We start from the raw sequence: 12,830 nt of genomic DNA, 5'->3' as shown, positions 1-12,830 counted from the left end.
AATGAACCTTACTAAGCCTGTCACCGTACTTTTCACTGGTTATGCTCACGTTCACTTCCTCTGTTTTCGACCAATTTACGAGCAGTTAGTGCAGCTGTCTGGAGTTGAGGTTTACTTATCTGGAGGAGTGCGGACAGAAACAGAGCAAGGATTCACCTATGATGGTGCAGCTATGTATGCTCCGTTTCACATTCAGCCAGAGCGGATCTTATCTGTTGAGGAAATTCAGAATCGTCACTTCGATGTGCTATTTTCTGCCAACAAGCGCATTCTTGCACCGTTAGAAAATTTCGAGACGCGCGTCCAGATATTTCACGGGGTTTCCTTCCGCAATCGCGGGGTGCGTCCTGAAAACTTGGCTTATAACGTTTTTTTCTTGATTGGCCCTTATATGCGACGGAAGTTTGTAGAAGCCGGACTGTTGGCGGAAGACGATCCGCGTGGAGTGCCAATTGGTTTTCCCAAAACCGATCCTTTGGTTACAGGTGAACTCGATCGCGGGGAGTTACTCCAAAGATACGGCTTTGATGGTAAGCGACCAATTCTACTCTATGCTCCAACAGGACAAGCTGATAACTCCCTGGAAACTATGGGCGAAGAAGTAATTTCTCGTCTAGCAGCAACTGGCAAGTACGATTTGCTAATTAAACCTCACGATCATCCAAAAAATGAGATTGACTGGTTCCAAAAACTCGCATACTTGGAAGATGAGCATACCCGGCTCGTGCGTGCTCTTGATATTGTTCCTTTGCTGTATCTCTCAGATCTACTAATTACTGATGCTTCGTCAGTTGCCAACGAGTACGCTCTGCTAAATCGACCGCTTGTTTTTCTTGACGTGCCACAGCTGATTGAGCAATCAAAAGCACAGGGGGCGATAGTCGATCTGGACACTTGGGGTAGGCGTGGTGGTTTAGTAGTTAAGCATCCCGAACAGGTAGAGAAAATTGTGGCAAGTAGCCTGAGTGAGTGCGATCGCTTTTCGGAAATTCGCACTGGTATCGCTTTTGACCTATTTTACAACCATGGTCATGCTACCGACGCTGCTGTATCGTGGTTTAAACAAAAATTTTTGAATTAAATTTAGGAGTAATGATGGTGGGAGTTTTATCGCAGAATACCTTAGCTCATAACATCAACGCAGAAAGCATTGCTGCTAAACGCATCGCCTACTATCTGAGATATTGTGGTAATCTGCACTACTTTGCAGCCATTAAGCCCTATCTAGATTACATGCTTGAGCAGGGTATTCACGAAAATTTCTTGGTTGTTCGCCAACTAAGTGCTGAATGCAACCAATTTCAGGAGTATGCAGACTACAGCCACTTGTTTAATGATAATTGCAACCTAGACTCCTACGATTTAGTATTGACTCCCACGTTTCTGCGAACCGAAGAGCGCACAAATAAGACTCGCGCAGTCCAAATTTTTCACGGGATGTCTGACAAACCTTTCACTTACGACCGAGATTTCAGCAATTACTTACTTTGTCTTTGCGTCGGGCAACGACAGGTAGATCGCCTACTCCAAAATGAGTGCAATCACAGTATGCGATGGTCGTTGATTGGTTATCCCAAGTTCGATCACCCGCCTACTCAACCACCACTGTTTGATAATGACAGAAAAACCATTATCTATTGTCCTACCTGGCGCAAGCAAAATATTAGCTCAATTGAGCAATTTCTGAATAACTTGGATGTAATTGCTGAAATTACTAGAGATTACAATTTGATAGTTAAACCGCACCCGAATATTTTTAACCCTAATCGAGAGTTTTACGACCAGGAAATTGTCGATCAATTGCATCGCATTCCTGGTATCAAGCTGATTCGTTCGGGAAACGTCATGCCTTGGTTTGCTCAGTCTGATTTATTCATTGGCGACATTTCAGCTTCGGGTTACGAATGGCTGTATTACAATAAACCAGCTGTTTTTCTCAATCCTCAACCTGGTGTTTTGCAACCTAGCACTGATGTCTCATCAATAACTTACCTTTGGCAGTGCGGGGATGTATGCAATGAGATCCGCCAACTCAAATGCCTAATCGACGAAAATTTACAGCGCGATCGCTATCAAAGTATCCGCGAATCTCTCCTTCACTACAGTGTATTCAACCCTAGAGATCGGGGTGCGACTAAGCGCGGCGTACATCAAATTGAGCTACTTTTACATTCTAGTCAGTAGGATTACTGTCTCTCGCTGGTTGTCTATAGTGATTTCACTACAACCTCTACAGGAGATTCTAGTTATGAGCAGAATTCTTATTGCCGAAGATGAACCTCGCATTGCTAGCTTTTTAGAAAAAGGTTTGCGAGCTAATGGATATAGCACTGCCGTTGCAAAAGATGGTTGCGAAGCTGTGCTGCTAATCCAACAAAATAATTTTGACTTACTAATTTTAGATTTAAATCTTCCTGGCAAGGATGGTTTGACTGTAGTGCAAGAGTTGCGAGAACGAGGCGAACAACTACCCATTATCATTCTCAGTGCCTGTAGTGACTTGAGTCACAAAATAACTGGCTTGCAGAGTAGGTTTAATGACTATCTCACAAAGCCTTTTCGATTTGAAGAACTGCTGGCGCGAATCAAAACTCAGTTGCAATAAGCATATGTTTGACTTATTAATCGCAATGTAAAAACAGCTTGTTGTCATCCTATAGATGTATTCATACTAAGTTGCAATTTGGAGGTAGTATTTCTCCCTCTGCTCCTGAAGCTCCCCTGCCTGCCAAAACTAATATGTTTGAACGCAACTCTTTTGTCTCAACAGAAGGTAAAACGTGAGAAACGCTCATGCAAACACAATATCCACAACCAAAATCTTCTTCTACAACTCATTCATCTCATCTGCCAAGAGAGATTATTTTGCAAGCACAAATCAAAGCTTTTCACTATGGCTCTGTTACTGTTTTGCAAGATGTGAATCTCCCCATCTATAAAAACTCCGTTACTGCTTTTATCGGTTCCTCCGGATGTGGCAAGAGTACTCTATTGCGCTGTTTTAATCGCCTTAACGATCTAGAGCCAAGAGCTCGTCTAGAAGGAGCTATCTTCTTTGGCGGTTGCAATATTTATCACCCTAAAGTAGACGCAGTCGCAGTCAGGCGGCACATTGGCATGGTGTTTCAAAAACCGAACCCTTTTCCCAAGTCTATCTATGAAAATATTGCTTTTGGCCCTCGGCTTAATGGCTTCAAGGGTAATATAGATGAAATAGTTGAGCAGTCATTACGTCAGGCAGATCTGTGGGATGAAGTCAAAGATCGAATGAAAAAAAGTGCCTTGGTTCTTTCAGGCGGACAACAGCAACGTTTATGTATCGCTAGGGCTTTGGCGGTGCAGCCAGAGGTGATTTTGATGGACGAACCTTGCTCGGCTCTAGATCCAATGTCTACCCAACGAATTGAAGAATTATTGCTGGAATTGAAGAAGAATTACACAGTGATCATTGTGACTCACAATCTGCAGCAGGCTACTCGGATTTCTGATTTTACTGCCTTTTTTAACGTTGAACTGCAAAATGGAGTCCCTATTGGCACACTTGTAGAGTATAAAAATACTACTACACTTTTCCAAAATCCAACGAAAGAAAGTACGCGAAGATACGTACTTGGCCACTTTGGTTAAGCTAAATTTACCACGCGAGCACGTAAGATTTATATATCATTACAGCTTCAAGTATCGAGAATAGGGCTAGGGAAGATGAGTTTTCAAATTCGTTGTGTGATAAATTACGTGGGTGCCTAGCTTGAAAATAGGTGACAGGGTATAGGGAAAGAGAATTTCATCGCCTTGTTGTGGGATTTTCCCGTGACTGACTTGAGTTGTTGATTATAAACAAAACATTAAATAAGCTATTGATGATTTTGCTACATGACGTGAAATCAACAAAGTAAAAATCTCTACAAATTAAAAGTTTTTTCATTGTTGTTCCGGAAATCAGTATTTTTTGCGTGATGGAATAAATAAAGGGCTAAGATGACTTACCGAGCTCATCTCTACTTTTATGCGTAATACTACGGTAATAATTCCCTGGTATCTTGCCCTTTCTACTATCCATAGTTAATATAGACGCGGTAATAACGACCTAGTTTTTACCAAGAGTAATTATACGGCATAGCTATAAAGTTTTTCTAAAGTATGAAATTGAGGTAAGTACAATGACTGCTACACAAATTGACCTAAACAAACAAGAACGCAAAACCACCAAGAAGAAGCAAGCTTATCGTCATGTGGATATTGGCACTCCTTTACGACCAGTACGTCAACGTCCGAAACAGCAAGAGCATGAGGTTCTTAACGACTGGTCACATGCCAGTTAATCTGCTTTTAACTTTAGTAAACAGGTGCTGCACTAAGTGCCATCCACATACATAGCACCAAAATTAACACGCAGATTTTAACAATTAAATAAATATTACCATCAAATATAGGAAGGTCATGCATATTGGACACCTCCAGTCAAAGTTCTTCAGGGTTTTTGAGGTGTTTTTGGATTTGAGGAAGAGAAGGTTAAATTCCGGCTTTGACCTTACTCCTTTCTATATCTATTTTCCTATAAAAATTATTCGTTAAAATTAAGGTAACATATTTTAGTATTTTCTCAATCTTGACTGTCATGAAAATAGGTTTGGGAAAACGGTAAACTTTAACAGAGAAATAATTTCATGACGAGCGTTGTGGGCAAACAGTTCGTGAAGTTCTAGTTAAAGATTAAAGTTTTACGTTTAATGTACGGTCAATGGGAAATAAAGCTAAAATTGGTGAAGCATCACACAAATAAAGATGATAATGCTGATAAAAAAGAACAAGTCATTGTCATAGTGACTGAAACAGAAATTTTGTTTCAATCCTGAGATTTTAAACTTTGATTGCTCTTTGATTTAATAGGAGCAAGTGCTATGATTTCCCGCAGCAATATTCGTAATATCGGAATTTCTGCTCACATTGATGCCGGAAAAACTACTCTTTCAGAGCGGATTTTGTTCTATACAGGTAAAATCCACAAAATGGAAGAAGTAGGTGGTGATGGTGATGGTGCCACGATGGATTATATGGAACTAGAGCGCGAAAAGGGTATCACCATTACCTCAGCTGCTATCACCTGTTTTTGGAACGATACGCAAATTAACTTAATTGATACTCCGGGGCATGTAGACTTTACGATCGAAGTTGAGCGATCGCTCTCGGTGTTGGATGGGGCAATCATGGTACTGGATGGGGTTGCAGGGGTTCAGTCTCAAACCTATACGGTAGATCGGCAGATGAAGCGTTATCGCGTGCCTCGTCTTGCTTTTATTAATAAATTGGATCGAGTTGGTGCCAATCCCTTCCGAGTGCTCGAAGCCCTGCAAGAAAAACTATTACTCAACACGGTAGTGCTTGAGTATCCCATCGGTTCGGAAGATAAATTTGCGGGAGTCATCGATTTAATCGATATGACTGCCAACTACTTTGAGGGAGAAAACGGAGAAAAACTAGTTAAAAAGCCAATTCCAGAAAATTTACAGAAAGAAGCACAACTAGCACGAGAAAAACTACTTGATCGCATATCTATCCATTCAGAAGAGATGATGACAAAGTTACTTGCAGGTGAAGAAGTACCAAAACAAATGATTTGGGATACTATTCGCCAAGGAACTTTGAGCTTAGAGTTCACACCAGTGTTGATGGGTTCGGCGTTTAAAAATAAGGGCGTACAAAATTTACTTGATGCGATCGCCTTATATTTACCCTCTCCCATTGAAAGACGAGTTGTGAGCGCTACAGATGTCTCAATAGAAAAAGAAGTTCAGGTTTATCCCGATCCTAACGCTCCGGTGGTAGCGTTTGCTTTCAAATTAATTGATAGCGAATTTGGGCAGTTAACTTACACTCGCCTTTACTCAGGAACTCTCAAGAGTGGCGATCGCCTTTACAATAGCCGCACTAAAAAACAGGTGCGCGTCAATCGACTGGTGAGAATTGAGGTTGATAAGCGTCAAGAATTAGAATCAGCAACGGCTGGGGAGATTGTCGGCTTCATTGGAGTTGACTGTGCTTCTGGCGATACCCTTTGTTCTTTAGGAACGAACCTTTCCTTGGAAGGGATATTTGTGCCAGAACCCGTAATGACTATTGCCATTACCCCGAAAAGCCAGGAAGATATTGAGCGTATTTCCAGAGCATTGCATCGTTTTGTTCGAGAAGATCCGACTTTGCATATCAGCACCGATCCAGAATCGCACAAAACCCTAATCTCAGGGATGGGTGAGTTGCATCTGGAAATTTACTTAGAACGGATGAAAAGAGAATACCACGCCGAAGTTTATGTTAGTGCGCCAGCCGTTGCCTATCGCGAAACGATCGCCAAACCTGCAACTTTCGACTATACTTTCAAAAAACAAACCGGGGGTGCGGGACAATACGCTCATGTTAGCGGTAGGATAGTACCCTGTGAAGAAGCATTTATATTTGAAAATCGAGTAGTTGGGGGTGTTATTCCCAACCAGTTTATTGCCGCTTGCGAACAAGGCTGCCGTGATGCATTGAAAACTGGATGGCTTAAAGGCTATCCGATTATTGGAGTGAAAGTAATTTTAGAAGGTGGTTCTCACCATCCGATCGATTCTTCGGAATTAGCGTTTCGAGTTGCAGCCAGATTTGAGTTTGAAGAAGCATTTGCTAAAGCCCAACCAACGCTTTTAGAACCGATGATGTTGTTGGAAGTGGAAACACCAAGTCAATTTTTGGGACGCATACAAGGAAAGTTGTTATCGCGTCGTGCTTTACTGCTAGGTTCGCAAACCAGAGATAATGACGTGGTGATTCGAGCCGAAGTACCTTTAGCAGAGATGTTTGGTTACTCTACAGAACTGCGATCGCTTTCTCAAGGAATGGCAACTTTCTCAATGGAGTTTGCCGAATATCGACCTGTACCGGAAAATCTTATTAATGCGGTGCAATAACCTCTAGGAGCCGAGCCGACATCTCATAATCTTAAAAGAGAGTGTAAACTTCACCATGTATCAAACTGATCCACCTCGTCCGCCTAAAGAAGTACTCCCCACGATGTATGATCTTCCTAGTGAAGATCCAAAGGAACCTGGTTTGCCCGACGACTTTCATTTGTTGCAACCCCAATTACTTCGAGAAACATTCCGCCCACCTGGCTATCCTACAGACAAAGTTTATGTTGCTAGCGACTTAAATCTTTACTACGATCCGCGCCATACACTATGGTACAAGCGCCCAGATTGGTTTGCAGTTTTGGGAGTTCCTCGTCTGTATGAACAGCGAGATTTGCGCTTAAGTTATGTCGTCTGGCAAGAGGGTGTGAATCCTTTTATTGTGGTTGAGTTGCTTTCTCCCGGTACTGAAAAAGAAGACTTAGGACAGACTTTACGAGATATTGAACAACCGCCAACAAAATGGGAAGTATACGAACGAATTCTGCGTATACCCTATTACGCTGTATTTGATCGCTACACCTCTCAATTCAGAATGTTTAAATTGGATGGTAGCCGTTATGCAGAGGTAGCCCTACAAGAGCCGCGCTTTTGGATGCCAGAGCTAGAATTGGGATTAGGTGTTTGGCAGGGAAAATATCAAGATATTGAGATGTCTTGGTTGCGCTGGTATGATGCAGCAGGCAATTGGATACTGACTCCTACAGAACGATTGGCAGCACAATTGCGAGCGATGGGCGTTGAACCCGATCTCGGTTAGCTATGCTTGAGGCGATCGCAAGTTTCCAGAATTGAGAATCATGGTTAAAAGCTAATCATCACCATGATGAGTGCTGATAATTGCGAATACGGTAATAGTTTGGGTAAATTACTCGATAACCTGGGTGATTTCTGGAACGATATCTAACACGATATCTTGGATAATGCCTTGGATAATAGACTTGGTAACGATGTTGTCTATAATGGGGTCTATATACTCTGTGGTGTGGGTTGCCACCACCAAAATGAATAATAATGTCAGCTTGAGCGCTCTGCCCAAAAGGTAAAGTTGCAACCGCAGCTAAAAAAGTTGCTACAAGTACTGAAGTAAAAGGTTTCATAACCTCACCTCAAGAAAGCTTTCTTAAGTTGATTATGACAATTGTGAGAAGAATTGGTTGGTATCAGTAAAAACTCGTAATATAGCTATAGCAACCTATGATATTTTCAAATTTTGAACTGCACAACTTAATTTAATCTCTGTTGACGATCGCGATCGCATTCTATTCCCCAAAGTAAAACTTAAAAAACCCCATATGCTTGCCTGATATCTTCTAAGGCTTGGCGTAAATCTTGAGCGTGCATCCAACCCACGAAGCCTGCATACAAACATTTTCCTTGTGGGGATGCCACAAAGACATGATCGACGCCAATCAGGTTGCGCCAAGTCCGGATCGTACCACCATTGTTCAGCTTCATCACCACCTTAGCTTGATAAAAATCACGCCAATGCCCATCAGTCATTCCTGGCACTGCGTGTAAGCGTTGAACAATGTCATCAAATATGATGGATTCACCAATTGTAAAATCCAACCAAAAGTCGCGAATTGTTGATGCAACCAATGGATGATTTCGCAGAACAGCATGAGACAATCCACTTAAGCAGATAAACTTTGCATTTGCAAACTTGGTAGCTCCTACCGGAATAGTACCGTCACTGCCATCGTCAATATCTCCGGCGATCGCTAACGTTGGAATCACAGCGGCAATTTGTTGGGCGATCGCTTTGCGGTTTGTTCCTAAATCGCGAGCAACTCCGATGCCGAGATTCAAGGGATCAACGATCCGCCCTAAGTCTGCTCCACCTACCGGAGATGCAACCAAAACCAGCGAATGTACTTTAGCCCACCACTGCGGATGACGATTCAGTAATTCTAACCAAATTAAACCACCCATCGAATGACCAATTATCCTGATCGGAGCATCCGGATACTTAGCAATTTGCTCGATGGCGATATTTTCTACAAGTTTAATTAGAGGAGTAATTCTAATCCAGGTTTGGATGTACCCCAAGTTAGGAGCAATTACTGGAGTCGTATCCGTGACGAGACGTCGCCCCAAATCCATCATCGCTCGATTATCATCTGCCCACCCATGCTGCACAAATAAGATAAATTCTGGTGGATTAGACAACATAGGTTTACCTTTAAGATTCAAAAGCTTTTCTGGATGGAGTTTCAAACTTTCAGAGTTTTGTCTCTATTGACAATAATAAAATAGTACGTACAATTATACGTAAAACATTCTTTATCTTATTCAATATTATCGAGTCAGCGTTTCTTGAAAACGTTTAACCTATGTCTTTCGGGACTTTAAGTAATGTTTACTCAGATGAGCTAATTACAGCAACTGAATTGAATCGTCAACCTGGGCGAATTCTAGACAAAGCTTTAGAACATCCAGTCACAATTACGCGCAACGATCAATCTTTTGCTTTGTTACGTCGTGAGGAAGTAACTTTTCTTGTTAAGGCAGCAACACAGAGTAAAACGGTTTTTGAGGTATTAACCGTTGCTTTTTGTTTGTTAATGGGGAAAGAAATTGGTTTTGAACATCCTTATGGATGGTTGAGAGTATTTGACGCCGAAGAGCTTCAAGAATTTATTAAAGAGGTTAGTGAGGCTTTTCGGTTGATTGATTGCTCAAGTACTGCATGGGATATGCTTGACGCGATTATCCATGAATGGCACGAGAATGCAATAGCAATTTCCAGCCCGGATTTGGCAGCAGCTTTTAGTGCCGAGACTGATGAGGTACCGTTAACTAAGCCACCTGGTTAAAGTGATATGTAAATTTTCGTATGTCAGCAAATCAGCCTGAAAATACACCAACAGAGAATGTAGAGCCGCCACAAGTTACACTGACGGCTCCTACATTATTTATTTTTCTTGATACGTCCATACGCCATCATCCCAATCTGCATCTGATGGAGGTTTTTGCAACCAGTATTGACAACGCTTCATATGCATGAGTGTGGCTTGATCATTTTTGTCAATTTCCAAAACTTTGTTAAATTCAGCTTGCGCAAAGGTAAATTGGTGCTGAAGGTAATGAGTACGTCCTTGATGATAATACTCAAGCAACTTTAATTTTTCACTACTTATAAAGTCAGATTGCAAACCGATTAATTGATATACTGCCACTGGTTCATTTCTACCTTTGACGCGAATATAATCTAGTTCTCTAGCCCAAACAAAATCTTTGCAAGGATAGTATGTTTTGTCACTAATTATAATGTCACAGCCATATTGCTTGCTCACACTTTCTAATCGTGAACTGAGGTTAACTCCATCACCAATGGCAGTAAATTCCATCCGTTTGCTAGAGCCAATATTGCCACTAATTACTACATCAGAATTAATTCCAATACCAATATTGATACACGGTTTATTACTTGCATGACGACGGGCATTAAATTCTTGCAGTCGGTGACGCATTTCTAGAGATGTTTGCACTGCCATCCAAGCGTGTTCTTGTAAAGGTAAAGGAGAACCATACACAGCCATGATGGCATCTCCAATATATTTATCGAGAGTACCTTTATATTTGAATACAGCTTCTACCATTGACTCGAAATATTCGTTGAGCATACTTACCACTTCTTCTGCATCTAGGTTTTCTGTCAAAGTGGTATAGCCACGAATATCAGAGAATAAAATCGAAACTTCTTTGCGATCGCCTCCTAATTTAGCATCATCTAATTTCAGTAATTCTTCTGCTAATTCCTGAGTCATGTAGCGATACATCGTACTTTTGAGGCGCTTTTCGTCGCTGATGTCATCCATAACTACGAGTGCGCCACAGATTTGATTGCGATCGCTGGCATCGGCAATTGTGTTAATCGATAAATTTACACTGTGCTGCTCATCTCCACCCGTCAATAGCGTGCGATCGGGATAGTACTGCTGGCGGTATTTTGACTCGGCTGCACTCAAAGCACCCTGACACCACTTTTGAAAATCACCTTCTTTAATACGAATAATCTCAGTAATTAATTTTCCTTCTAGGCGATCTTGTGCTTCTAAACCTAACAAGCGTTTGGCGCTTTCATTGGCAGCAATAATATGCCCGACTTTATCAGTAGAAATTACACCATTGGAAAGACTGCGGAGAATATCTCGCTGCATTTGCTCTTGTTGTTTAACTGTGGCAAACAATTTGGCGTTTTGTAGTGCTACTCCTGCTTGAATATTAAAGGCTTCCATAAACTCTTCATCATTGTGATCGAAACTCGCTTGGAAGCATTCGGGAGCTTTAGGCCAATCACTGGGATTATAAACAGAAAAATCACCAGATTTCTTTTTATTTACAAGTTGCGTCACACCAATTAATTCGCGATCAGCATTAAAAACTGGCATACACAGTAAACTACAAGTACGATAGCTTGTCTGCTGATCTATTTTTTTGGCAGTATCAGAATCAGGATGCTCGTATAAGTCAAAGGGAATGTTCAAAGTCTGCCCGGATGCTGCAACTTTACCAGCAAAACCTTTACCAATCGAAATGCGCAACTCCTGCTTAGAGCCGTCGGCTTGGGAAATTTTTGTCCATAATTCGTGGCGAGCGCTATCAATCAACCAGAGAGTGCTGCGATCGGCGTTCATTAATTCTTTGGCTTCATCCATCACCCGTTTGAGGGTGTCTTCTAAATCAAGACTGCTTTGACTCAAAGACTTAACCGCTTTCATCAGCGCCGCCGCAGCTCTTTGTTTTTGAGTAGCAACATAGAACGAACGTGATGACTCTAAAATCAGCCGAATCGAAGGAGCAAATTCCAGAAATAACTGTTCATCCTTACTGGTAAAGCCTCCAATATCAATTCTTTCTGATAAAGCCGCACATGGATTGATATGAGATTTTAATTTATTGAGCAATTGCACCACTGCCACTAATTGCTCACGCTCGTTCAACAGTGGTAGAGCCAACATTGTATAGGTACGGTAGCCTGTTCTTTTCTCTTGTGCTTGGGCAAAAAAAGAGCGAGGATCGTCGTAAAAATCAAAGGGAATATTAATAACCTTTTTGTCGGTAGCGACTTCACCAGCAATGCCCTTGTTAGCCGGAATGCGAATTTCTAAAGAGCGATTGCCTTCTCCTTCTGCAACAATTGACCATAGTTCTTGTTTTTCTTCATCTAGTAAAAATATAGTAGTTCGGTCTGCTCCCAGTAATTCACCAGTTTTTAGAGTTATAGACTGTAACATTTCTTGCAAAATGTTTTCAAACCCATGCGAATCCAACATTGACAGGGTTTGATTAACAATCTGTAATTTTTGTTCGACTTCTTTAACAACTAGTTTAAAAGTATCCTGAGTTAGAGGAGCAAGAAAGGAAGAAATTGTTCCTTGACTTCTAACAAGAGCACCCACAGGAGTAGTATCTTGCGGCAATTCGCGATCACTATGGCTGGGAACACCAATAATTAAATCGGCACCTTCACCGCTACTACGTTGTTGAACTGACATAATTGAATTTTTATATAGGATTGATCGGTTTTAGGAGTTTAATAATGCAATTAAATGATTATGTAAACTTTATATACAGCAATACTGAATTAGTATTATCCACAGTTTAATCGCTTATAGAGCAAGCGTCATCCCATCAAGGATTATCAAGTATTGCTCTCAAGAATTGCCTATATATTAATTGTTAATATATTTACAGTGCTATTTACAGTAGTACTGATATCAATGACAAAAAGGTAATATCAATATCCAGCTGCTTGCTGATAATTAAAATTTTCCGATGTCGGGTGTGTCTGGCATATATCCCCGTTAAACATCAATGACAAGTTTTGAACACTTCGGGGCAATCCCCTGGTTCAACGAAGTAACCAGAGGTAGT

11 protein-coding genes are annotated in these 12,830 nt (G+C 41.3%); 8 read left to right on the top strand and 3 right to left on the bottom strand.

Annotated elements, in window-relative coordinates; translation table 11 throughout:
* Nucleotide 1 precedes the first annotated feature (1 nt).
* The 7 genes from U2718_RS20060 (at nt 2) to U2718_RS20030 (ending at nt 7,707) form a co-directional block, all read left to right on the top strand.
* A complete protein-coding gene (locus U2718_RS20060; RefSeq protein WP_342002207.1) occupies nt 2–1,081 on the top strand; it encodes a CDP-glycerol glycerophosphotransferase family protein in 1,080 nt (359 codons plus the stop codon).
* Nucleotides 1,082–1,092: 11 nt separating this feature from the next.
* Complete coding sequence (locus U2718_RS20055; protein ID WP_342002208.1) at nt 1,093–2,184, top strand: CDP-glycerol glycerophosphotransferase family protein; 1,092 nt, start codon at nt 1,093–1,095, stop codon at nt 2,182–2,184.
* 64 nt (nt 2,185–2,248) lie between these two features.
* Complete coding sequence (locus U2718_RS20050) at nt 2,249–2,605, top strand: response regulator transcription factor (protein ID WP_342002209.1); 357 nt, start codon at nt 2,249–2,251, stop codon at nt 2,603–2,605.
* 188 nt (nt 2,606–2,793) lie between these two features.
* The gene (pstB, locus tag U2718_RS20045; RefSeq protein ID WP_342002210.1) at nt 2,794–3,627 is read left to right on the top strand and encodes a phosphate ABC transporter ATP-binding protein PstB; all 834 of its coding nucleotides are present in this window, start codon (nt 2,794–2,796) and stop codon (nt 3,625–3,627) included.
* Nucleotides 3,628–4,160: 533 nt separating this feature from the next.
* On the top strand, nt 4,161–4,322 hold the full coding sequence (locus U2718_RS20040; protein ID WP_342002211.1) for a hypothetical protein: 162 nt from the start codon (nt 4,161–4,163) through the stop codon (nt 4,320–4,322).
* 579 nt (nt 4,323–4,901) lie between these two features.
* Nucleotides 4,902–6,947, top strand: coding sequence for an elongation factor G (fusA, locus tag U2718_RS20035; RefSeq protein WP_342002212.1), 2,046 nt, complete (start codon nt 4,902–4,904; stop codon nt 6,945–6,947).
* A gap of 55 nt (nt 6,948–7,002) precedes the next feature.
* On the top strand, nt 7,003–7,707 hold the full coding sequence (locus tag U2718_RS20030; RefSeq protein WP_342002213.1) for a Uma2 family endonuclease: 705 nt from the start codon (nt 7,003–7,005) through the stop codon (nt 7,705–7,707).
* A 58-nt stretch (nt 7,708–7,765) separates the two neighbouring features.
* On the opposite strand, the gene U2718_RS20025 is transcribed toward U2718_RS20030, so the two are convergent.
* Both U2718_RS20025 and U2718_RS20020 read right to left on the bottom strand, forming a co-directional pair.
* Nucleotides 7,766–8,047, bottom strand: a complete 282-nt coding sequence (locus U2718_RS20025; RefSeq protein ID WP_342002214.1) for a hypothetical protein — start codon at nt 8,045–8,047, stop codon at nt 7,766–7,768.
* A 181-nt stretch (nt 8,048–8,228) separates the two neighbouring features.
* Nucleotides 8,229–9,122, bottom strand: a complete 894-nt coding sequence (locus U2718_RS20020; protein WP_342002215.1) for an alpha/beta hydrolase — start codon at nt 9,120–9,122, stop codon at nt 8,229–8,231.
* Nucleotides 9,123–9,283: 161 nt separating this feature from the next.
* Here U2718_RS20020 and U2718_RS20015 point away from each other — a divergent pair, with 161 nt between their 5' ends.
* Nucleotides 9,284–9,766, top strand: coding sequence for a hypothetical protein (locus U2718_RS20015; protein ID WP_342002216.1), 483 nt, complete (start codon nt 9,284–9,286; stop codon nt 9,764–9,766).
* A gap of 99 nt (nt 9,767–9,865) precedes the next feature.
* Here the strand turns inward: U2718_RS20015 and U2718_RS20010 are convergent, their stop codons facing one another.
* Complete coding sequence (locus U2718_RS20010; protein ID WP_342002217.1) at nt 9,866–12,451, bottom strand: GAF domain-containing protein; 2,586 nt, start codon at nt 12,449–12,451, stop codon at nt 9,866–9,868.
* Nucleotides 12,452–12,830 lie beyond the last annotated feature (379 nt).

Source organism: Chlorogloeopsis sp. ULAP02, from assembly GCF_038404745.2.
Taxonomy (GTDB): Bacteria; Cyanobacteriota; Cyanobacteriia; order Cyanobacteriales; family Nostocaceae; genus Chlorogloeopsis.
This window is presented reverse-complemented; position numbering and strand designations above follow the sequence as displayed.